The organism is Paraburkholderia translucens, from assembly GCF_020881035.1.
In the GTDB taxonomy this organism is placed as follows: Bacteria; Pseudomonadota; Gammaproteobacteria; order Burkholderiales; family Burkholderiaceae; genus Paraburkholderia; species Paraburkholderia translucens.
In genome coordinates, this window is record NZ_JAJITC010000009.1 from 266,826 (window position 1) to 288,345 (window position 21,520).

At 62.6% G+C, this 21,520-nt stretch carries 21 protein-coding genes, 2 tRNA genes and 3 pseudogenes; 14 read left to right on the top strand and 12 right to left on the bottom strand.

The window, feature by feature from the left end:
- The first annotated feature begins 51 nt into the window (after positions 1-51).
- Entirely contained in the window at positions 52-1,032 is a 981-nt protein-coding gene (locus tag LJ655_RS18855; RefSeq protein WP_230562741.1) for a TIGR03899 family protein, read from the top strand.
- A 234-nt stretch (positions 1,033-1,266) separates the two neighbouring features.
- Here LJ655_RS18855 and LJ655_RS18860 read toward each other — a convergent pair whose 3' ends face one another.
- The gene (locus LJ655_RS18860; RefSeq protein ID WP_230562742.1) at positions 1,267-1,581 is read right to left on the bottom strand and encodes a hypothetical protein; all 315 of its coding nucleotides are present in this window, start codon (positions 1,579-1,581) and stop codon (positions 1,267-1,269) included.
- 711 nt (positions 1,582-2,292) lie between these two features.
- On the opposite strand from LJ655_RS18860, the gene LJ655_RS18865 reads away from it, so the two are divergent.
- Both LJ655_RS18865 and trmB read left to right on the top strand, forming a co-directional pair.
- Positions 2,293-2,366: transfer RNA gene (locus tag LJ655_RS18865), tRNA-Gly, on the top strand.
- 126 nt (positions 2,367-2,492) lie between these two features.
- The gene (gene trmB, locus LJ655_RS18870) at positions 2,493-3,254 is read left to right on the top strand and encodes a tRNA (guanosine(46)-N7)-methyltransferase TrmB (protein WP_230562743.1); all 762 of its coding nucleotides are present in this window, start codon (positions 2,493-2,495) and stop codon (positions 3,252-3,254) included.
- 74 nt (positions 3,255-3,328) lie between these two features.
- Here trmB and LJ655_RS18875 read toward each other — a convergent pair whose 3' ends face one another.
- From LJ655_RS18875 to LJ655_RS18885, 3 genes are all read right to left on the bottom strand, one after another.
- Positions 3,329-4,165 (bottom strand): undecaprenyl-diphosphate phosphatase, encoded by an 837-nt coding sequence (locus tag LJ655_RS18875; protein WP_230562744.1) that lies wholly within the window; start codon positions 4,163-4,165, stop codon positions 3,329-3,331.
- Between the two features lie 89 nt (positions 4,166-4,254).
- Entirely contained in the window at positions 4,255-4,848 is a 594-nt protein-coding gene (locus LJ655_RS18880; RefSeq protein WP_230562745.1) for a DUF1439 domain-containing protein, read from the bottom strand.
- An 84-nt stretch (positions 4,849-4,932) separates the two neighbouring features.
- Positions 4,933-5,208 (bottom strand): YkgJ family cysteine cluster protein, encoded by a 276-nt coding sequence (locus LJ655_RS18885; protein WP_230562770.1) that lies wholly within the window; start codon positions 5,206-5,208, stop codon positions 4,933-4,935.
- Positions 5,209-5,479: 271 nt separating this feature from the next.
- On the opposite strand from LJ655_RS18885, the gene hemN reads away from it, so the two are divergent.
- The 3 genes and pseudogenes from hemN to LJ655_RS18900 form a co-directional block, all read left to right on the top strand.
- Positions 5,480-6,865, top strand: a complete 1,386-nt coding sequence (hemN, locus tag LJ655_RS18890) for an oxygen-independent coproporphyrinogen III oxidase (RefSeq protein ID WP_230562746.1) — start codon at positions 5,480-5,482, stop codon at positions 6,863-6,865.
- 120 nt (positions 6,866-6,985) lie between these two features.
- Positions 6,986-7,070 (top strand) — tRNA-Leu (locus LJ655_RS18895).
- 154 nt (positions 7,071-7,224) lie between these two features.
- A pseudogene (locus tag LJ655_RS18900) lies at positions 7,225-7,470 on the top strand (tyrosine-type recombinase/integrase); the annotation flags it as partial.
- A 163-nt stretch (positions 7,471-7,633) separates the two neighbouring features.
- Here the strand turns inward: LJ655_RS18900 and LJ655_RS18905 are convergent.
- From LJ655_RS18905 to LJ655_RS18915, 3 genes are all read right to left on the bottom strand, one after another.
- Positions 7,634-8,119: a hypothetical protein gene (locus tag LJ655_RS18905; protein ID WP_230562747.1), complete on the bottom strand. Its 486-nt coding sequence runs from the start codon at positions 8,117-8,119 to the stop codon at positions 7,634-7,636.
- Between the two features lie 296 nt (positions 8,120-8,415).
- Positions 8,416-8,814, bottom strand: coding sequence for a CopM family metallochaperone (gene copM, locus LJ655_RS18910; RefSeq protein ID WP_230562748.1), 399 nt, complete (start codon positions 8,812-8,814; stop codon positions 8,416-8,418).
- A 48-nt stretch (positions 8,815-8,862) separates the two neighbouring features.
- Positions 8,863-9,072 carry a heavy-metal-associated domain-containing protein gene (locus LJ655_RS18915; RefSeq protein ID WP_230562749.1) on the bottom strand — a complete coding sequence of 70 codons (210 nt, stop codon included), beginning with the start codon at positions 9,070-9,072 and terminating at the stop codon, positions 8,863-8,865.
- A 124-nt stretch (positions 9,073-9,196) separates the two neighbouring features.
- Between LJ655_RS18915 and LJ655_RS18920 the strand changes: the two are divergent.
- Positions 9,197-9,754, top strand: a pseudogene (locus LJ655_RS18920) (response regulator transcription factor); the annotation flags it as partial.
- Positions 9,755-10,267, top strand: a pseudogene (locus LJ655_RS18925) (efflux RND transporter permease subunit); the annotation flags it as partial.
- A gap of 185 nt (positions 10,268-10,452) precedes the next feature.
- Here the strand turns inward: LJ655_RS18925 and LJ655_RS18930 are convergent.
- Complete coding sequence (locus tag LJ655_RS18930) at positions 10,453-11,838, bottom strand: amino acid permease (RefSeq protein ID WP_230562750.1); 1,386 nt, start codon at positions 11,836-11,838, stop codon at positions 10,453-10,455.
- A 232-nt stretch (positions 11,839-12,070) separates the two neighbouring features.
- Between LJ655_RS18930 and LJ655_RS18935 the strand changes: the two genes are divergently transcribed.
- Positions 12,071-12,937, top strand: coding sequence for an alpha/beta fold hydrolase (locus tag LJ655_RS18935; protein WP_230562751.1), 867 nt, complete (start codon positions 12,071-12,073; stop codon positions 12,935-12,937).
- A gap of 137 nt (positions 12,938-13,074) precedes the next feature.
- On the opposite strand, the gene LJ655_RS18940 is transcribed toward LJ655_RS18935, so the two are convergent.
- The gene (locus tag LJ655_RS18940; protein ID WP_230562752.1) at positions 13,075-14,064 is read right to left on the bottom strand and encodes an isoaspartyl peptidase/L-asparaginase family protein; all 990 of its coding nucleotides are present in this window, start codon (positions 14,062-14,064) and stop codon (positions 13,075-13,077) included.
- On the bottom strand, positions 14,061-15,119 hold the full coding sequence (locus LJ655_RS18945) for a MurR/RpiR family transcriptional regulator (RefSeq protein ID WP_230562753.1): 1,059 nt from the start codon (positions 15,117-15,119) through the stop codon (positions 14,061-14,063). The genes LJ655_RS18940 and LJ655_RS18945 overlap by 4 nt, the downstream gene beginning before the upstream one ends.
- Positions 15,120-15,442: 323 nt before the next feature.
- On the opposite strand from LJ655_RS18945, the gene LJ655_RS18950 reads away from it, so the two are divergent.
- A complete protein-coding gene (locus tag LJ655_RS18950; RefSeq protein ID WP_230562754.1) occupies positions 15,443-16,153 on the top strand; it encodes a pseudouridine synthase in 711 nt (236 codons plus the stop codon).
- Between the two features lie 168 nt (positions 16,154-16,321).
- Positions 16,322-16,510, top strand: coding sequence for a hypothetical protein (locus tag LJ655_RS18955; RefSeq protein ID WP_230562755.1), 189 nt, complete (start codon positions 16,322-16,324; stop codon positions 16,508-16,510).
- Positions 16,511-16,530: 20 nt separating this feature from the next.
- Here the strand turns inward: LJ655_RS18955 and LJ655_RS18960 are convergent, their stop codons facing one another.
- Entirely contained in the window at positions 16,531-17,562 is a 1,032-nt protein-coding gene (locus tag LJ655_RS18960) for an NAD-dependent epimerase/dehydratase family protein (RefSeq protein WP_230562756.1), read from the bottom strand.
- Between the two features lie 94 nt (positions 17,563-17,656).
- Here LJ655_RS18960 and LJ655_RS18965 point away from each other — a divergent pair, with 94 nt between their 5' ends.
- The 3 genes from LJ655_RS18965 to LJ655_RS18975 all read left to right on the top strand — a co-directional run bounded on the left by LJ655_RS18965 (position 17,657) and on the right by LJ655_RS18975 (position 20,759).
- Positions 17,657-18,688 (top strand): CDP-6-deoxy-delta-3,4-glucoseen reductase, encoded by a 1,032-nt coding sequence (locus LJ655_RS18965; RefSeq protein ID WP_230562757.1) that lies wholly within the window; start codon positions 17,657-17,659, stop codon positions 18,686-18,688.
- Between the two features lie 393 nt (positions 18,689-19,081).
- Positions 19,082-20,266, top strand: a complete 1,185-nt coding sequence (locus LJ655_RS18970) for an acetylornithine transaminase (RefSeq protein WP_230562758.1) — start codon at positions 19,082-19,084, stop codon at positions 20,264-20,266.
- A 19-nt stretch (positions 20,267-20,285) separates the two neighbouring features.
- On the top strand, positions 20,286-20,759 hold the full coding sequence (locus LJ655_RS18975) for a GNAT family acetyltransferase (RefSeq protein ID WP_230562759.1): 474 nt from the start codon (positions 20,286-20,288) through the stop codon (positions 20,757-20,759).
- A gap of 184 nt (positions 20,760-20,943) precedes the next feature.
- Here LJ655_RS18975 and LJ655_RS18980 read toward each other — a convergent pair.
- Positions 20,944-21,520: ABC transporter ATP-binding protein (locus LJ655_RS18980; RefSeq protein ID WP_230562760.1), on the bottom strand; the 577-nt coding region annotated here is incomplete at its 5' end.

The window sequence follows — 21,520 nt, forward strand, 5'->3', positions numbered from 1 at the left end:
GGATCAGCACCGCCACATCCAAAAAACCGCCAGCCAATCGGGGAAATGCAAATGCCAGAACAAGATAGTGAAAATCACAACATTCCAGCCTCACCTCTCGTGGGCGATCTCCTTGGATTTGCAAAAGGTTCTGAAAAAATAATCGATGCTATCCAAAAGGCATGCGGAGCAATTTACAGACCTTACGGCATCCGCAGAGAGGCAGACGCGGAGGCCTACAAAATCAATACGATTGAGAATGCAAAATTAAACGCCAAATCCAGAGGCATTATTGATTCCGCCCGCGCAAAATCTGAAGCGAAATTAATCGACTTCAACGCAAAATTGTCGATTGATGAACGCGCCGAACTGCGAGAGCAACACAAGAAGTTGAGAAAGCAGGAAAATCTCGACGCTTGCATTCAGGAAGCCCTATCCAACTCTTCAGATACGGATATTGCGAGCGACCCTATTGATCCAGATTGGATGGATAAATGGATCGAGCATGCCGAGCGAGCAAACTCAGAACTCATGCAAACCCTATGGGGAAAGATATTGGCAGGGGAAACTCGAAAAGCCGGGGCCTTCTCCCAAAAATCTCTTTCCACACTAAGCGGGATATCACAGGCAGAAGCTGAATTATTTCAAATCGCCTGCAATCTAGCCAGCAATTACTATGGCAATAAAATTATAATAACCGGATCACACAAAAGATCGTTTTGGGCACAAATTTTTACCAATCCCGAAAAAGAAATCAGTCTTAATGAATTCGGATTAAGCTTATCCGACATTATGAGCCTCCGTAACGTCGGATTAATTTTCGATGATAAATTTTCGATTGGTGATTTCCATAAAGGAATCACTGCCGCACTCTCTTACCACGGCACGGAAATAAATTTCGTAGCGAAGCGCGGAAAACCATCCCTTTACGGCTATAAATTCACACAAGTTGGAAGTGAGCTCTCTACGCTCACGACTTCAGTGTCCAACCCAGCTTTCGAACAAGCCATGAGTAAAGCGCTCACTCGAGGATTTCGCATAGTGAATGATTGATAGCGGGGCCATCTAGCATTTATCGAGCACGCTGATCCAACCTATTCACTCGGTTGTCGTTCAGATATTACGGAGCGTTCGCCATGTTGCGCAGGCGACCTAGCTTGACTCCCGTTTTAGCGAAGTTACAGGTCACGGTGTCCAGGCCGGCGCGCGCGCGACCAGAGTGTCCGAGCAGCCCGTCGATTGCTGACATCGGCACTCGCGGTGCGGGCTGCCAAGACGCCGAAGCGTTCACTTCTTTCCTTGCGGTTCGTGTTTGTCCTTGATCAGTTGGTAGTAGGTGCTGGCGCCCGCCTTCGTCAACTTAACGTCAGCGATGAACTTCTCGATGATGTCCTTCCGGGTAACGTCCTTGACCGTCCGCATCCGCTTGTAGATCTCAGTCGCCAGTTCCATCTTCGTCGGCGTAGCCGGTGCCGGTTTAGCTGCGGTGTCGTTCGTCGTCGCGCTACCGGTCGGGGCTGTACCACTTGCCTTCGAATCAACGACAGCCGGCTTGTTCGCCTTCTCGTCTTTGCCCGCAGCACCTTGCTTCTGATCGACCATGATTGCACTCCGTTTGTTGAAAGTGCTTCCAGGGTCCAGCAGAACGACCTTCAAGGCAACGGCAGCCAAACAATCACGATCGAAACAACGGCGACCAGCTCGAACCCCCGCGAGCAACAGTGACAGTTTTCACGTCACCCTCATGCACTCGCCCCAACGCCTCGCTGCGCATACACAGCGATTTTTTTCGCCCGCTCCCGTATTTCGCTCAGACGGAAACTCGTTCGCGAATCACTTCTTCCTGCTCGTCTGCCGTTGTGACAATGCTGAGCCCGCCGCGCTTTTTGAAGCAGCGCTTGTCCGTCCATCGCGGAGCACCTTCGACGCACTCGATGCTGCGCCTGACGAAGTAACTCTTTTGGGCGCCGCGACCTGTGATAGTGCGCTCCCGGCGGCAGTCTTTGAATTTTTGCCGGTCGAACCGTTCGCCAGAACCTGCGACGCATTGTGGGCCGCTTTGGGCCCCGTAACCTTACTCTTCATGGTTCATCCCCGATTGGATCACCTATTGAGCGCAAGCTGCACGGCAAGTATTGCACAATCGTCTAACCAAAGTCTGAAATTTCGACCGATTGTTCCGGGATGCGTTGCGCGACGGCAAACGCTTACGGCGATGCCAGCAAGAAATGCCGAAGTGCATACACTTTTCACGCCAGCGAACGCGATCCCGACTCCCCAAAGCGCCGAAACCCCTGTAAAATTGCGAGTTCCGCGGGCGTCGTATAATGGTAATACCCTAGCTTCCCAAGCTAGAGCCGTGGGTTCGATTCCCATCGCCCGCTCCACTTTCCGGCTGAGTGTTCAGCGGAATCCAGCAAGAGCCGCCTCCCTGAAGGCGGCTTTTTCGTAGTGGCAACGGCCCGGCACCGCGCGCAAGCCGCGCAGCCCTCACCCTTGCAGCAGCATCGACGATGATCCACGATCCAAACGACTCCGGCCTGCCGGACGACTCCCCTACGCCAGCGGGCGCAGCCGCCGGCGACGAGCCAAACACGCTGTATCACCGCCGCATCCGCAGCTTCGTCACGCGCGCGGGTCGCGTATCGACCGGTCAGCGCCGCGCGCTCGATGAGTTTGGTCCGCGCTTCGTCGTGCCCTATGCGCCCCAGCAGCCCGACTGGACCGCCGTGTTCGGCCGTGAGGCCCCGCGCGTGCTGGAGATCGGCTTCGGGATGGGCGCCACCACGGCGGAGATCGCCGCGCAGCGTTCCGGCGACGACTTCCTGGGCGTCGAAGTCCACGAGCCCGGTGTCGGCGCATTGCTGAAGCTGATCGGCGAGCAGTCGCTGACGAACATCCGCATCATCCAGCACGACGCGGTCGAAGTGCTCGAGCAAATGATCGCGCCCGACAGCCTCGACGGCGTGCACATTTTCTTCCCGGACCCGTGGCACAAGGCGCGCCATCACAAGCGCCGGCTGATCCAGCCGAAGTTCGTCGCGCTGCTCGTGTCGCGCCTGAAGCCGGGTGCGTATCTGCATTGCGCGACCGACTGGCAGAACTATGCCGAACAGATGCTCGAAGTCCTCGGCGCCGATCCGCTGCTCGAGAACACCGCCGACGGCTACGCGCCGCGGCCCGACTATCGCCCGGTCACGAAGTTCGAGCGACGCGGCCTGCGGCTCGGCCACGGCGTGTGGGATCTCGTGTTCCGCAAGCGCGGCGCCGCGTAACAAACGAGAGCGACGAAATAGCCAGCCAGCAAAAAAGGTCCACACGCGTGGACCTTTTTTTCGCACGGCAGACCTTAATCGGCCCAGCTCAAACCGCCGCTATAACCGATCAGCAGGATCAGCAGGCCAAAGCCGATCCGATACCACGCGAACACCGTAAAGTCGTGCGAAGCGATGTAGCGCAACAGCCAGCGTATGCAGAGGAACGCACTGACGAACGCCGCCGCGAAACCGAGCGCGAAGCTGCCGAGCGCATCGGTGGTGAACAGATGCCAGTCCTTGTACAGCTCGTAGACGGTCGCACCGAAGATGATCGGAATGGCGAGAAAGAATGAGAACTCGGTCGCGGCGCGGCGCTCGATGCCGAACAGCATGCCGCCGATGATCGTCGAGCCCGAGCGCGAGGTCCCCGGAATCAGCGCGAAGCACTGCGCGAGGCCGACTTTGAGCGCATCGAGCGGGCTCAGATCGTCGATGCTGCGCACCCGCACCGCCGCGTCGCCGCGCGCACGCTGACGCGCCTCCGCCCACAGGATCACGACGCCGCCCGCGACCAGCGCGAACGCGACTGGCACCGGCGAGAACAGCGCCTCCTTGATCGGCTTCTCGAACAGCAGCCCGAGCACGATTGCCGGAATCGTCGCGATGATCACGTTCAGCGCGAATCGCCGTGCTTGGGGCCGGCTCGGCAGACCCACGATCACGTTGCCGATGCGGCGGCGAAACTCCCAGCACACGGCGAGAATCGCACCGAGCTGGATGACGACAACGAAGGTTTTCGCGTGGTCGCCGGAGAAATCGAGCAGACTGCCGACGACGATCAGATGCCCCGTGCTCGACACCGGCAAGAACTCCGTCAAACCCTCGACCACGCCGAGAATCAATGCCTTGCAAGCCAGTAGCCAGTCCATCCGTGCCCCTTATCGCGGTCGTTGTCGCAACGAAAAGTGCCGGCACGGTCTTCACTGGCATGCGCGGCCCTGGCGGCCGCACGTGCGTGTCATTTTTCGACGATCTGCACGCGTATGCCGTTTGTAAGAATGGTGATTGTACCGGGTTCGTAATGAACGCCGGCAAATTGCAGTTGCTCGGGCTTGAACGTGTAGATGGGATAGTTGGTCAGCAATTGGGTCGCGAGCAACGCGGCGGCCGCGTTGATCTGCTGCGTATAAACCTGAGCCTCGCCGTTCACGCTGACGTTATCGACACTCGGCGACTTGAGGATCACCGAGCGGCTCGCCGCGTCGTAGGCAAGTTCGCTCGATAACGTAAACACGCCATCGACCGGCTGTTGCAGGAACGGGCTCGCGAAACGCGCGTCGAGCCTCACCGACACGCGGTTCGCATCGGGTTGCATGCCCACCACCGGGTTGCTCAGCGCGACGTCGAACACCTGCGACACCGTGCGCTGAGATGGGAACTTGCGCTGCACGGCCTCTTGCACCTGCTGCTGCGAGAACGTGTAGTGCGACGGCATGAACGGAAACGTCGGGCTCGCGCAAGCAGCGAGCGACACGGTGACGCCAGGCAGGGTGCCTGCGATCAGCGCTGCGTACAGAAAGCGGCGCCGAGCGGGCGCTGCGGGTCGAGTCATGCGAAATCTCCTGTGGAAGCCCTTGCGGACATCGGCTTGCGGTGGCTGGCGCGATTCGTGATGACGCTTGCCGCATGCCGCGCGTCATGGCCGGGATGCCGGTTGTGTTTGCGCTTCGAGATGCTCGAGCCACGCAAGCGCTTCAGCGCGATTTGCGCCGCACATCTCGAGTTGTGGCTGCAAACCCGAGCAGCACGCGGGCCGCTCCGGCCGGCCAAAGATCGCACAGCGCAGATCGTCGCCGAGTTGCACGCAGCGAACGCCCGCCGGCTTGCCGTGCGGCATGCCGGGAATCGGACTCGAAATCGACGGCGCGATGCAGCACGCGCCGCAATCGGGACGGCACGCATGGCCGTCCACGCGAAACGGCGATGCCCGCCCGAACTCGCCGTTTTTCGCGTGCACGTCGTTCGACGTGGTACTGCTTTGCGGTTCGCTGCTCAACCTTTGATCCACGTCATCTTCCCTGAACTCAAACCTTGCCAACGCGTTGCCAGACCCGCATTGTGCCACTGCCTGTCCGTGCGACCTTTTGCGCAATCGGGTCCACCCACGCTCTCCTGGACTCAGATGTCCCGACCGGCCGTGCACCCGCGGCACGCCTCGGGCCGCCCATCATCCCACACCACTCATGTCGCTAACCGACTCCCTGTTCCGCCCCGACCTGCTCGCACGCTACGGCACGAACGGTCCCCGGTATACGTCCTATCCGACCGCGCCGCAGTTCCGCGAAACGTTCGACACCGCCGACTATCGCCGCGCCGCCTCGGACCCCAGCGCCGCATCGACCGATCTGTCGCTGTACTTCCACATTCCGTTTTGCGACACCGTGTGTTTCTACTGCGGCTGCAACAAGGTCGCGACAAAAAATCGCGCGCATGCGCGGCCCTACCTCGAGCGGCTCAAACGCGAAATCGGCTTGCAGGCAGCGTGTTTCGATGCACAGCGGCCCGTGTCGCAACTGCATTGGGGCGGCGGCACGCCGACGTTCCTGGCGCATGACGAGATGGCCGAGCTGATGGCCGCGACGCGCGAGCACTTCCGGTTGCTGCCCGACGACGCAGCCGAATATTCGATCGAGGTCGATCCGCGCGAGGCGTCCCCCGACACGGTCGCGCTTCTGCGCCGTCTCGGTTTCAACCGTCTGAGCCTCGGCGTGCAGGACTTCGATCCGCGCGTGCAGCGGGCGATCAATCGCATTCAACCGTTCGAGATGACCGCGTCGGTGATGCAGGCCGCGCGCACGCACGGATTCCATTCGATCGGCGTCGATCTGATCTATGGCCTGCCGCATCAAACGGTGGCGAGCTTCAGTCGCACTCTCGACACGATGCTTCAGCTCGCGCCTGACCGGCTGTCGGTGTTCGCGTATGCGCACATGCCGCAGCTCTTCAAGATGCAGCGCCAGATGGATTCCGCGACGCTCCCGTCGAGCGAGGAGCGGCTCGCGCTGCTGCAACGGGTGGTCGAACAGCTGACGGAGGCGGGCTATGTGTACATCGGCATGGATCACTTCGCGCTGCCCACCGACGAACTCGCGCGCGCACAGGCGCAGCGCACGCTGCATCGTAATTTCCAGGGCTATAGCACGCGGGCCGAGTGCGATCTGATCGGCATTGGCGCGTCGTCGATCGGCAAGGTCGGCGACGTGTACGCGCAAAACGCGAGGGAACTGCCCGCTTACACCGGCGCGATCGACGCGGGCCAGCTCGCGATCGCGCGCGGCATTCGGCTGTCCGCCGACGACCGTCTGCGGCGCGACGTCATCACACAGCTCATGTGCAACCTCGAATTAAGCTTCGATGAATTCGAAGCCGCATACGGCATTCGCTTCGCCGACACGTTCGCGCCGGAACTCGTGCGTCTGCGCGCATACGAGGACGACGGACTCATCTCGCTCAACGCGCGCAAGCTCGAAGTGCGGATGGCGGGCCGGATGCTCGTGCGCAATCTCGCGATGGTATTCGACCGCTTTCTCGGGCAGCAGACGCTCGAACGGTTCTCGCGCACTGCCTGAGCACCGCTCGCCGCGAACGCGCTGCGCCGGGAGAGGCAATCGGCTTGCCCGCCGACCGATTTTCGGCCATAATCTGCGTCTTCCTCGCGCGCTGAACTCCCGATGTGCGCTGCAGAATCTGCCCAGGTGGTGAAATTGGTAGACGCAGGGGACTCAAAATCCCCCGCCGCAAGGCGTGCCGGTTCGATTCCGGCCCTGGGCACCATCCGAATTCCTCAAAGCCTTATCCAGCAAGGCTTTACAGCCTTCCCCAGCGTGTTTCTGTGGTAACTACCATCATGAAGCTACGCACTGGCGCGCTCACGTTCACCTTGAAGAACTGTTACCCGCCCGGGGACACGCTGTACTACCAGCGCCCTACCCGCACCGAGATAACCGGCCACGGTTTCCGCGCGATGGCATGCACGATCCTGCCTGAGGAACTGGAAAACAAGCCGGAAGTGATCGAGCATCAACTCGCGCACGCGGTGCCGGACAATCTTGGCTCGGCGTACAACCGCACGAAGTTCATTCGCGAGCGCCGCGAGATGATGCAGGAGTGGGCGGATTACCTTGACCGGATAAAGGCCGGGGCCGATGTCATTCCGATCACGGCGGGACGGTAGGGAACGGGCCGCAGCTAGAACAGCGCCGCCCGATGACGGAAGCGTGGGCGGCGCATGTTTGCGGCATAGAGGATTGATTCAGAGGTGCGGCCCATAACACTCACGCTGTGCCTTACAAGCCCGCACAAAAAAAAGCCGACTCGCGAGGGCCGGCTTTTGCGTATCAGTCGAAAGACTCAGGGGCGACGGCCCCACCTTTAATCACAAGATGCGCCGCGTCAATGCCTGGGGCGAAAAATCGCCAGTCTTCGGCTCCTTCGATTCCATCTGGGGTAACGACGAGGCGAAATCCGCGCGACAGCGAAACGATTATGCCCCCATCATCGCTTACTGACACGCCATCGACAATACAAGGTCCGTGCTCTACCAGCAGTCCTCGAAGGCGATCCGCAGTCGCGTATGCCCTTTCGTCGGACTCGCTGAGATCTTCTTGAGTTGCCACAACTTGAGCCGCTTTCTCTAGCCTCCAAGGGCATTGGATATGGAGTGCCCATTCGCCAACATTCTTGATAACGCCGCGAAAATTGGTGACGGGCCGCAGATCACCAAACCCCAAAGTCAGCATATCGGCAGCACGGTTCACGCTGCTCAATTGCAGGCCCTGAAGCGCCGATAAACGACGCGCGATTTCTTTCTGAGTATCAATCATCAAAAATTCTCCTGTTCTGACCTTGTCAATTACCACAGGTTGAACATATCTTTCGCGCGCTCCCTGATTTCATGAAACCCGAGCCCTTGACCGCTAATCTCGTCGTGAAGCTGCCGGGATTGACCGGGTGTGTTTGCTCAGGAAGAGCAGGGACGTGGTTCGACAACCGGTGGTACCTGGCTCGTTTTTCTGGTTTTTCCAGCGGGAGATACCACCATGTCGCTAACCGATGTCCAGGTTAGAACGATGCACCCTCCGTGCGCCGATGAGAACGGCCCGAGCCGGGCCCTATCCCATCACTTGCCGCCGTGCTTCTGCTGCCATCGCTGCATGAAGCCGATTTCATCGTGCTGTGCGTTGATAATGCTCTTCGCCAGCTTTTTCAGTTCCGGGTCCTTGCCGTATTTCAACTGGACTTTGGCCATCTCGATTGCACCCTGATGATGGGGAATCATGTGCGCCACGAAGTCCTTGTCTGCGTCTCCGGTATAGGGCGGCGCGCTCATGTTGTGCATCATCTTCTCGTCGGCGTCCTGGTATGCTTGCGTCGATGCACTCGCCCCCGCGCCGTCCTGGGCCGACATTTTCATCCCGGGCATTGAGCTGCTCTGCTGCGCCGCGGCCGGGAGCGCAGCCAGGCCCAGCACTACGCCAGCGCACACAAACGACGAACGGGCGACAGAAAGAATACGCATGCGAAGTCTCCACGTGTAAAAGTGAAACAGCATTCTGGGCCCTGACAGTCAATCCGCCGGGGACGGGCTGAGCATTGGATGAAACCCGGCCGCTTCAATCAGGGCAGCCACGCGCTGTGCAGATAGCCCTGAGTCGATTTTCACCGTTCTGGTTGTCATATCGACGTCGACTTTGGCGGCGGGGTCGGCGTCGGTGACCGCGCGCGTGATCGCGCTAGCGCAGCCACCACAGGACATATCCTTCACTTCGAGTTTCATATTTCCCTCCAATAGTGCGGAAAGCGTGTTCACTATGAAGCTTCCAACGATAGGAAGGTCAAGCGGTATAAGTTCTGCGGTAGCATCGGCTCCCCTGCTGTCCGAACGTGATTAACGGATGTTCATGAAGGTGCTCATTATTGAAGACGATTCCTCGATTTCCGCGAACCTCTACGACTATCTCGAGGCAAGCGGCTATGAGGTCGATGTAGCCTCCAGTGGCAACGCAGGGCTGCAGATGGCACTCGCCGACTCATGGGATGCCATCCTTCTCGATCTGTCACTGCCGGGCATGGACGGCCTCACGCTGTGTCGCAAGCTGCGGGAAGAGGCGCGGCGGGACACACCGGTTTTGATGCTGACAGCGAAGGACGCACTTGACGACAAGCTCGCAGGTTTCGTGCACGGCGCCGATGATTACCTGGTCAAGCCGTTCTCCCTTAAGGAAGTGGGTGCGCGGCTTGGCGCGATGATCAAGCGCTATCGTGGCCTGGTCGCCACCATGGAGCTTCGACTTGCGGATGTGCGCCTCTGCCTGTCAACGATGAGCGTCGAGCGTGCCGGACGCCCGGTCAAGCTTCCTCCCAAATGTCTTCACTTGCTGCGTATCCTGATGCAGTCGCCCCAGCGCACCTTCACCCGCGCCGAACTTGAGTCCGAAGTCTGGGGCGAGGAACTGCCGCTCGCGTCGGTGCGGCAGGTCGCCGGCCGCTACCAGATCACGCATGACGGTGGTCAGCGCGTACAGACGGTGTCGGTCAATCTCGGCAGACGGGCGATCACTGACTTCGTGAAGGAAGCGCAGGACCGTGTGAATCGCGAGATCAGAATGCCGGCCAGTACCTATGCCGTTTTCAGCGGAGAGAGCGAAGCGCGCGCGCAATCGCAGCGCGACCTGCTCGCGTACGGTGGGATTGCGCTGGTGGCCGTCGCGTCGTTGCTGTTCCTGGCGTTGAAGAACCGGCGCGCCGTGCTGCTGGTCATGATCAATCTGCCCTTCGCGCTCGCGCTGGCTCCGCTTGCCGTGACGAGTGGTGCGCCGGGCAACGAAATCGAAGGCCCCATGGCGATCGTCATTCTTGGCGGACTCATCACCTCGACCGCACTGAACCTGATCGTCCTGCCAACGCTGGCATTGCGTTATGGGCGCTTCGCGCGCGACGAAGTCGCAGAACCGGGGACAGCGAATGCGTGAGAAAGGAGATGACTGGGCGAGAAAAACCTGCACCTGCTGTTCGAGTCTACCTTGGGTCGTCATCGCCCTCACGATGCACGAGTACCGGTATCTTCGACGCAACCGCAGGATCGTCATGCGAGGTCGACAACGGGGGAACCGCGGCGCGTAAAGCAGAACTTCACGCGCCCCGTGCAGACCGGCGTTTACCGGCTCACAGCCCCCACGCCAGCGCGCGCCACCTCGCGCCGCCGCTTGATCACGTAGCCGCCCCACATCAGCACGAGCCACACCGGCACCAGCCACACCGATACCGACAAGCCCGGCGTCAGCGCCAGAATCACGAGGATCAGCGCCAAGAACGCGAGGCAGATCCAGTTGCTGACCGGGAACCACAACGAGCGGAACACCAGCGTTTCGCCCGCGGCCACCATCGCCTTGCGCGACTTCAGATGCGTGAGGCTGATCAGGGCCCAGTTCAACACCAGCGCCGCGACCACGAGTGACATCAACAGGCCGAGCGCTTCGGCCGGGATCACGTAGTTGATGATCACGCACGCGAACGTTGCGAGCGCCGACAGGCCGATCGCCAGATACGGCACGCCGCGCCGGTCAACCTTCAGCAGCGCGCGCGGCGCATTCCCCTGCTCGGCGAGACCGTACAGCATGCGGCTATTCGCATAGACGCCGCTGTTGTACACCGACAGCGCCGCGGTCAGCACCACCACGTTGAGCACGTTGGCGGTCAGCGTCGAGCCGATCTGCGAGAAGATCATCACGAACGGGCTGCCGCCCGCCGCCACCTCGTTCCACGGATAGAGCGACAGCAGCACCGCGAGCGAGCAGATGTAGAAAATCAGGATTCGCAGGATCACCTGGTTCACGGCCTTCGGAATGCTTTTCTGCGGCTCGGCGGCCTCGGCGGCAGTGATGCCGATCAGTTCCAGCCCGCCGAACGAGAACATGATCACGGCAAGCATCATGAAGAGCCCGTGAAAGCCGTGTGGGAAGAAGCCGCCGTGACTCCACAGGTTCGCGACCGTCGCCTGCGGGCCGCCGTGACCGCTCACAAGCAGATAGCCGCCGAACACGATCATGCCGATCACCGCCGCGACCTTGATGATCGCGAACCAGAACTCGGTTTCGCCGTAGGCCTTCACGTTGGTGAGATTGATCGCGTTGATGATCGCGAAGCACGCCAGTGCCGACACCCAGGTCGGCACGCCTGGCCACCAGAAATGCACGTAGGTGCCGACCGCGGTCAGTTCGGCCATGCTGACGAGCACATAGAGCACCCAATAGTTCCAGCCCGACAGAAAGCCCGGGAAATCGCCCCAGTACTTGTACGCAAAGTGGCTGAACGAGCCGGCCACCGGCTCCTGCGCGACCATCTCGCCGAGCTGGCGCATGATCATGAACGCGATCGCGCCGCCGATCGCGTAGCCGAGGATCATCGACGGACCGGCGGCTTGCAGAACGCTGGCGGAGCCGAGAAAAAGACCCGTGCCGATCGCGCCGCCCAGCGCGATCAACTGGATGTGGCGATTCTTGAGCCCGCGCTTGAGGCCCTCTTGCTGCTGTGCACTGTTCATTACGCCCTGCTGTGTCGAGATCGCCGCGTGTGAACCGCTGCGGCAGATCGCCCGGCTGGATAGCATGGTCCGGCCCGGCAAAACTACTGATTTTACCCCGGTCGATATTTCTCTGACTTCGGAAGCCACCCACCTTCGTTCTGCGGCGCACTTAAACGCGCGGATTGTGATTGTCATGAGAATGGCGCGCGAGTATGTTGCCGAAGTCCACTCTCAGCCCGGGAGCTTCACCATGTTGTCCAAACGTCAGCTTCGCGCCGTCGTGTTGTGCCTCTGTTTCGCGGGTGTGAGCACATCCGCGCCGGCGCAGACGGCTCCTGCCGCCCCATCCGTGCAACCGCAGCAGCCCGCGGCGCCCGCCGTCCAGCAACCGGCAGATGAGTCCGGCTCACAGGACAGCGGCCCGGTGCGCAACATCGTGCTCGTGCATGGCGCGTTCGTCGACGGATCGAGCTGGAACGGCGTGATCGCTAAGCTTCAGCAGAAGGGTTATCACGTGAGTTCGGTGCAGAACCCGCTGACCTCGCTCGCCGACGATGTCGCCGCGACCCGCCGCGTACTCGCGCGCGAGAGCGGCCGGGTGCTGCTGGTCGGGCACTCGTGGGGCGGTGTCGTGATCACGGAGGTCGCCGCGAATGCGCCGAACGTCGCGGGACTCGTGTACGTCGCCGCGCTCGCGCCGCAGCTGCACGAATCGGCGATGGACGTGATGAAGGCAGGCGGCCCGATGCCGGCCGGTCAGAGCATCAGCAAGGACACGAATGGCTTTTTGTGGATCGACCGCGCGCGCTATCACCCGGACCTCGCCGCCGACGTGCCCGAGACCGTCACGCGCGTGCTCGCCGCCGCGCAGGTGCCGATCGCCGCGAGTGCATTCGACGAACCGGTCGATCAGGTCGGCTGGAAAGACAAACCGTCGTGGTACGTGCTGACGACGAAAGACCGGGCGGTGTCGCCCGATCTGCAGAAGATGATCGCCGGGCGCATCGGTGCGAAGGTGGTGCCGGTCGCGTCAAGCCATCTCGCGCCGGTGTCGCACGCCGGCGCGGTGGCGGAGGCGATTGATCACGCGGCGCGCGAGTTGAGCCGGCAGCAGTAGGCTTAGACGCCGTCGGGCGTCGGCTCGGTATGGAAGAAGCCCGCGATGCCGCCGAGGTCGGGGGAGATCGGGACTTGAATTCGAACGCGGCTGCCGGTGTTGCAAACGGGCGGCGCTTTGGCGTCAGAGGCGAGCGGCTAGCGATAAATCGCCGTCACCGGCGCTTCGCCGAGCCGCGCGAAACCGCGATACATGCCTTCGGTGTTGAACGGCAGCGTCACGTTGCCGCGCGCGTCGACGGCGACGAGACCGCCACGTCCGTCGATCTTCGGCAGGCGGTTCATCACGACGTCGTACGCCGCTTCTTCGAGCGAAACCTGCCGATAGGCCATCTGCGCGGCGACGTCGTAGGCGGCGACCATGCGTATGAACATTTCGCCGGAGCCGGTGGTCGACACCGCGCAGGTCGCGTCGTCCGCGTAGCAGCCCGCGCCGATCAGCGGCGAGTCGCCGACGCGGCCCACCTGCTTGTTGGTCACGCCGCCCGTCGAGGTCGCCGCGGCGAGATGCCCGTGGCGGTCGAGTGCGACCGCGCCGACGGTGCCGAACTTGCGATTCGGATCGATCGGCTCGTGCGGCGTCGGGTCCTTATCGCCCGAAGACCTTGCCGCGAGCGTCGCGGCGTCGTGATCGAGCATCGGCCGCTGCAGCCCGCGCGCGAGTTGCCATTGGCGATAGCGCGTGTCGGTATCGAAGTAGCTGTTATCGACGAACTCGAGCCCCTGCGCCGCCGCGAATGCTTCCGCGCCTTCGCCGGTAAACAGCACATGGCCGCTGCGCTCCAGCACGCGGCGCGCGGCGAGAATCGGATTGCGCACGCGCTTCACACAGCAGACCGCGCCGGCGTCGAGCGTACGGCCGTCCATGATCGCGGCGTCGAGCTCGTGGGTGCCGGCCGCCGTGTAGACCGCGCCGCGGCCCGCGTTGAAGAGCGCGCAGTCTTCGAGCAGACGCACCGCTTCGCTGACCGCGTCGAGCGCGCTGCCGCCGTCGCCGAGCAAGCGCTGGCCCGCGCTCAGCACCGCGTTGAGCGCCGCGTGGTATTCCGTTTCGGCGCTGACCGACATCGACGCGCGCAGGATCGTCCCGGCTCCGCCGTGAATGGCAATGACTGCGTTGGCGTTCATCGTTTGGGTGGTGGTGTCGGGGTGGTTCGGGGAGCGCGGACTGCCGTGATGGCTTTTGCTTCGGTCTCCCTGGCTTTGATGCCATTGGCTTCGCTGTTGTCGACCTTCGCGCGCGCGGCTTTGCTCGCGGTGCGCGCCGGCACCTGCGCGGCGCCGGCCGCGCCGGACTGCGCATCGACCAGCCACGGCAGCACGAACTCGTTGACCTCGGCGGCTGCCTTGACCGAGCGTTGCGTGCGATACGCCACCGCGTCGCATAGCGCCTCGATGACCGCGAGCGCAGCCGAATCGGCATTCGACGCAAGACGCCGCTCGGTGCGGATATACAGCGACAGGTCCGCGAACTGCGCGAGCGGCGAACACGGGCCGTCGGTCAGCGCGAGCACGCGTGCGCCGCGCTCGAACGCGCGGCGCGCGAGCTTGATCGTGTCCTGAACATAGCGCGTAAACGCGATGCCGATCACCAGATCGCCCGCGCCCGAACGCACCAGATGCCGCGCCGCGTAGGACGGTCCACCGGTCAATGCGAGCGAATGCACGTTGTCGTGATACGGCAACAGGCCGTGCTCCATCAGGCTCGCGAGGAACGCGCTGGCGCCGAAGCCGATGACGAACACGCGGCGCGCGGCGATGATCGCATCGACGGCGGCGTCGGCGGCAGCGCGGTCGATCGACGCACGCGTCGCGTGCAGATTGTGGGCGGCCTGCTCGAGCGAGGCGTCGATCAGATCGTCGGCGGCCGCGAGCGTTTCCTGTGCGCTGCGCAGCCGCTCGGCCGGCGCGAGGGTCGCCTCGAAGCCGCGCACGAGCGCCTCGCGAAACTGCGGATAACCGTCGAAGCCGAGCGTGCGCGCAAAGCGATTCGCGCTCGCGACAGACGCCCCGACCACGCTCGCGAGTTCGTCGATGCGCATCGTCGCCGCGCGAAACAGATTGCCCAGCACGTACTCGCCCATGCGCCGATGGATCGGTGTGAGCGTCGGCATCGCGGCGGCAATGCGCGCGGCGATGGCCTGCTCCGCGGGGTTCGATACAGCGGACAAGTGATGGATCATGCGAGCGGACGGGCGCAGATGTTCCAGCCAGATTCGATGAAAGTGAATTTACGCGGAAGAAACCGCGAAATGAATCACTTTTGATCTTTCGCGGGTTTTCACCGACCAGAGCCCTTCCGACAAGACGCTCCAGCACCCGCCTCATGTTGCGCCGCGATGAAAATCCATTTTCAGCAGGACGAGTGGCGGTTCGTCACCGAGTGCCGGGCGCCGCACTCGCCACGCCGCATCGGGGCGCTCCCGAGGTTCGACGTGAGGGATTCATCCTCGCCCGCGGGACTGGTAGGGCGCTTCGTTTCTTGCGGTGTTATTCTTCGCTCGCCATGAATCTCGAAAGCATCCTCTTCACTCAAGGTTTCGGTTCGCGCCGCCAATGCCGCGCGCTGATCGGCGACGCGCGTGTCAGCATCCAGGGTGCGATCTGCACCGATGCCGACGCCGATTTCGCGGTCGATAGCGGCGCGTTGCGCTTTAGCGTCGACGGTATCGAATGGCCGTATCGCGAGCACGCGTATCTGTTGCTCAACAAGCCCGCCGGGTACGAATGCTCGCGCGATCCGCAGCATCATCTGTGCGTGTTCAGCCTGCTGCCGCCGCAGTTCGCCGAGCGCGGCGTGCAGTGCGTCGGCCGTCTCGATCAGGACACCACGGGCCTCCTGCTGCTCTCCGACGACGGCAAGTTCGTGCATCAGTTCACGTCGCCCAAACGCAAGGTGCCGAAGCTCTACGTCGCGACCACGCGGCATCCGCTCGACGACGCGCAGCTCGCCGCTTTGCGCGACGGCGTGCTGCTGCATGGCGAAACGAGGCCGAGCGCCGCGCTCGAAGCGCAGGCGCGCGACACCCACACGCTCGCGCTCACCGTGCTCGAAGGCAAATACCACCAGGTCAAGCGGATGATCGCGGCCTCGGGCAACCGCTGCGAGGCGCTGCATCGCGAGCGGATCGGCGGCCTCGCGCTGCCGGCGTCGCTCGCACCCGGCGCATGGCAATGGCTCGACGACACCGGCCTCGCCGCGCTGCGGGCCGGGTAAACAGCTACCGCGCAGCGAATGTCTGTCTAAGTCCTTGAAGTGCCGGAGAAAGCCCGTTCGCATTGCCGTGAATCGCTGATCCCGCGCTGCGTTGCAGCATGCCGTTGCTTACAGGTCGCCCTATACTCGTCTAAACAAAGGACAACAAAGGTTTCAAGGAGGGGCGCCATGCATATCGACGGTACGATGGCGTTTTCGCAGGCGATGATTGCGTTTATCTGTTTTGCTCTGCTGGTGGTCGGCGGGTCGCTGGTCATCATGCGGCTGCGGCACAAGTACCATCCGAATCTGATCGGCGCGCTGATCGGCGGCATATTGTGCTTTCTGTTGCTGGAAGTGCTGCCGTCTCTAACCTGAGGCCGGGTGGACAGCGCGACCTAACCGCTCTTGCCCGCCGCGTCGCGCAAAAAATCGTCCACGCTCGGATAGCGCAGACGCATTCGCAATTCTTCCTTCAGGCGCCGGTTCACCAGTCGTCGCGACTCGCGCATGAACGACAGCAGCATCGGGTCGATCTGCTGCTCGGCCTGCGCGCGCGTGATGCGCGGCGCGCGGCTGAGCCCGAACGCGTCGGCGACCGCGTCGAAATACTCTCCCATTTTCAGTGACGAGTCGTCCGACGCGTGCAGCACGCGCGCGGGCCGGCCATGCGTCGCGAGACGCACGAGGATCGCGGCGAGGTCATCAGCGTGGATGTGGTTCGTGTAGACGTCGTCAGCATCGACGAGCGCCGGCGTGCGTTTTTCGAGCCGCGCCAGCGGCAGACGGTTGCGCGCATAGATGCCCGGGATCCGCGCGATGCTCGCAGCGACACTGCCGCGTGCCGTTGCGGCTCGCAACTGCCGCTCGGCCGACACGCGACGTTTCGCGCGCGCATTCGCGGGCCGCGCCGCGCACGTTTCGTCGATCCACGCGCCGCCGCAATCGCCGTAGACGCCCGTCGTGCTGGCGTAAACGATGCGCACCGGTGTGCGCGAAGCGGCAGTCCGGCGCACCCCGTCGGGTACAATACCGGCTGTTTCAGCGTCCAGACCTGAGGCGCGCGCGCGGCGCAGCCGCGCGATCGGCGCGACGGACGGCCTCGCCGCGCAGGCGCTCATGCGGCCCGCGGCACCTAACGTCGCCAGCAACGCGCGAGTGCGTCGATCGTCGTCGCCGGACTTCTGCGGTGGCGCGAGATGCAGCACCGTCGGCGCGAGGCGCGCGAGCCGTTTGAGGCTACGGCGCGCATCCAGATCGCCAACGAGCGGCGTCACGCCTGAGGCGCGCAACTCGGCGCAGCGCTCGGCATGGCTCGTCAACGCGAAGACATGCGTACGCGGACGCAAGAGAGGCACGCACCGCATGCCGACGTCGCCGCATCCTACGATCAGCACGCGCGGCCGGCGGAAGTTTCGTGTCGCATTCATGGTGGACGCATTGTAGCGGTCACACGCAACAGGTACCGCGCGGTTCTTCCGGCGGGTCCCATTACGATTCCGACTTTTCGATTTCGAACACTTTATGGCATTTAACGTCACGCTCCGGCAAAGCGGCCGGCAGTTTCAGGTAGAACAGGACGAACCGGTGCTCTCCGCGGCCTTGCGTCAAGGCATTGGCCTGCCGTACGGCTGCAAGAACGGCGCGTGCGGTTCATGCAAGGGCACGGTCGTGAGCGGCGAGATCGAACAGCGCGCACATTCGTCGTCGGCGCTGTCGAACGACGAAAAAACGCGCGGCATGGCACTCCTGTGCTGCGCGACCGCCTGCTCCGATCTCGAAGTCGACATCCGCGAAGTGGCCGGCGTCGGCGACGTGCAGGTCAAGAAGCTGCCGTGCCGCGTGAACGCGATCGAGCGCAAGGCCGACGACGTGATCGTCGTGAAGCTGCAACTGCCCGCCAACGAGCGTCTGCAATATCTGGCCGGCCAGTACCTCGAATTCATCCTGAAGGATGGCAAGCGCCGCAGCTATTCGATGGCGAACGCGCCGCACGTCGAGGGCCCGATCGAGCTGCACATCCGCCACATGCCCGGCGGCGCCTTCACCGATCACGTGTTCAACACATTGAAAGAGCGCGACATCCTTCGTTTCGAAGCTCCGCTCGGCACGTTCTTCCTGCGCGAAGACTCGGACAAACCGATCATCCTGCTCGCGTCAGGCACCGGCTTCGCGCCGCTGAAGGCGATCGTCGAGCATGCGGTGTTCAAGAACATCACGCGCCCGATGACGCTGTACTGGGGCGCGCGCCGCAAGAAAGACCTGTATCTGCTCGAACTCGCCGAACAATGGGCGCGCGAGATTCCAAACTTCAAGTTCGTGCCGGTACTCTCGGAACCTGACGCGAGCGACGCGTGGTCGGGCCGCACCGGCTTCGTGCATCGCGCGGTGATCGAGGACCTGCCCGATCTGTCGGCCTATCAGGTCTATGCCTGCGGCGCGCCGGTGATGGTCGAATCGGCGCTGCGCGATTTCACGCGGCATCACCATCTGCCGGAAGACGAGTTCTACGCGGACTCGTTCACGAGTGCGGCCGATCTCGCGAACGCGGTCTGATCGCACGGGCGCGAACGGCCCGCCCGCACGCCTTAACAAGCGCTCGCGTGGGCCGGTCGCACCGAACATGTCCGCCTCGCGGCAAACCGGCAAAATCGCCTCGATGCAGCGCCAGTGCAAATTCATGGTTTACACCGGCGCTTTTCTTATCGTATTCTCTCGCGCATGAACCGCATCCAGCCCGAACTCCGACGTCGCCGCTCGCCGCTCCCCTAGGGACGCCGCTGGCTTCGTCACGGACTCGCGCCACACTCAAACCTGGGCGCAAGCTGTTCGAATCATGAAAGCCACGGCATGCCGTGGCTTTTCTGTTTTTCCGGCCGCCTTTTCGATGGGCCAAACCGACACCGTTTCTTCACCCTGCTCTTACCCATTTGCCTGGAGCCTGCCGTCATGAATTTCAATGAGTATCCAATCGATTCGCTGATGTACATCACGAACCGGCCCGAGATCGTTTTCACGCACGGCAAAGGCTCGTGGATTTACGACAACAACGGCAAGCGCTACCTGGATTTCATTCAGGGCTGGGCGGTCAATAGCCTCGGCCATTGCAACGACGGCATGATCGAAGCGCTGAACAGCCAGGCCAAGCTGCTGATCAACCCGTCGCCGGCGTTCTACAACGAGCCGATGGCGAAGCTCGCGGGTCTGCTCACGCAACACAGCTGCTTCGACAAGGTGTTCTTCGCGAACAGCGGCGCCGAGGCGAACGAAGGCGCGATCAAGCTCGCGCGCAAATGGGGCAAGAAGTTCAAGGACGGCGCGTTCGAAATCATCACGTTCGATCACAGCTTCCACGGCCGCACGCTCGCGACGATGTCGGCGAGCGGCAAACCGGGCTGGGACACGATCTACTCGCCGCAGGTGCCGGGCTTCCCGAAGGCGGACCTGAACGACATCGCCTCGGTCGAAAAGCTGATCAATGCGAAGACCGTCGCGGTGATGCTCGAACCGATCCAGGGCGAAGGCGGCGTGATCCCGGCGACTCGCGAATTCATGCAGCAGCTGCGCGAGCTCACGAAAAAGCACAACCTGCTGCTGATCGTCGATGAAGTGCAAAGCGGCTGCGGTCGCGCCGGCACGCTGTTCGCATATCAGTTGTCGGGCATCGAGCCGGACATCATGACACTCGGCAAGGGCATCGGCGGCGGCGTGCCGCTCGCGGCGCTGCTGTCGAAGGTGGAGATCGCCGTGTTCGAAGCCGGCGACCAGGGCGGCACCTACAACGGTAATCCGCTGATGACCGCGGTCGGCTACTCGGTGATCTCGCAACTGACGGCACCGGGCATCCTCGAAGGCGTGCGCGCGCGCGGCGAATATCTGCGCGCGAAGTTGCTCGAGCTGTCCGAGGAGCGCGGCTTCAAGGGCGAGCGCGGCGAGGGCCTGCTGCGCGCGCTGCTGCTCGGCAAGGACATCGGCAACCAGATCGTCGAAAAGGCGCGCCAGATGCAGCCTGACGGCGTGCTGCTGAACGCGGCTCGTCCGAACCTGCTGCGTTTCATGCCGGCGCTGAACGTCACGACCGAAGAGATCGACCAGATGCTGGCGATGCTGCGCTCGGTTCTCGACTCGCTGTAAACGACCGGGGAGCGCAGCGATGACGACGAACACGACGCTGTCGATCCGCCGCTTCGACGCGAGCGATACCGCGGCGGTGATCGCACTGTGGCAAGAGGTGTTTCCCGAGTATCGCGACGTCACGAAACCGCAGCGCGATCCGCGTCTGTCGATCGAGAACAAGCTCGCGACTCAACCGGAACTGTTCTTCGTCGCGGTGCTCGATGGACGCATCGTCGGCACCGTGATGGGCGGCTTTGACGGCCACCGCGGCTGGCTGTATTCGCTCGCGGTCGACGCATCGCTGCGACGTCATGGCATCGGTACGCGACTCGTTGCGCACGTCGAAGGCGAGTTGACGAAGCTTGGTTGTCCGAAGGTGAATTTGCAGGTGTTATCGTCCGCGACGGCTGAAGTGCGCGCGTTTTACGATGCACTCGGTTATCGCGCCGACGCCGTGATCAGCCTCGGCAAACGGCTCGGCAAATACGCGGAGGCGGCACCGGCCGGTTGACGCCGTCGGCTTCGCGCCCGGCTCGGCGCGGTCGGCGATATCCGCTCGCAAAAGCTGCGTGCGTTCACGAAAGACGCAATCAGCGTAAAACGCGCCCCACGACGTTGCATCGTGAGGCGCATTGCAGGCCGGACGTGTCCGTGAACGGCACACGCCCGGCCAATCACCCAGCTTATTCGCCCACTCATTCACCAAGGTACGCGGCCCGCACCTTCGGATCGTCGAGCATCTGTTTCGCGTCGCCCGACATCGTGATCAGACCGGAGTCCATCACGTAGCCGCGATTGGCCGCCTGCAGCGCGAGACGCGCGTTCTGCTCGACGAGCAGCACGGTCATGCCTTCGGCGGAAATCGAGCGCACCACTTCGAAGATCTTCTCGACCATGATCGGCGACAGACCCATCGACGGTTCGTCGAGCAGCAGCAGCTTCGGGCGCGAGATGATCGCACGCGCCATCGCGAGCATCTGCTGCTCACCGCCGGACAGCGTACCGGCCAGCTGCGTCGCACGTTCCTTCAAACGCGGAAAGAAACCGAACATGCGCTCGACGTCCGACTTGATGGCATCGGTATCGTTGCGCAGATACGCGCCCATCTGCATGTTCTCGACGATCGACATGCGCGCGAAGATGCCACGTCCTTCCGGCACCATCGCGAGACCGCGCTTGAGCAGCTCATGCGCGGGCAGCCCCTTGATCGACTGACCCATGTACTCGATGTCGCCGGCCGCGTACGCCTTCAGACCGGTGATCGCCTTCATC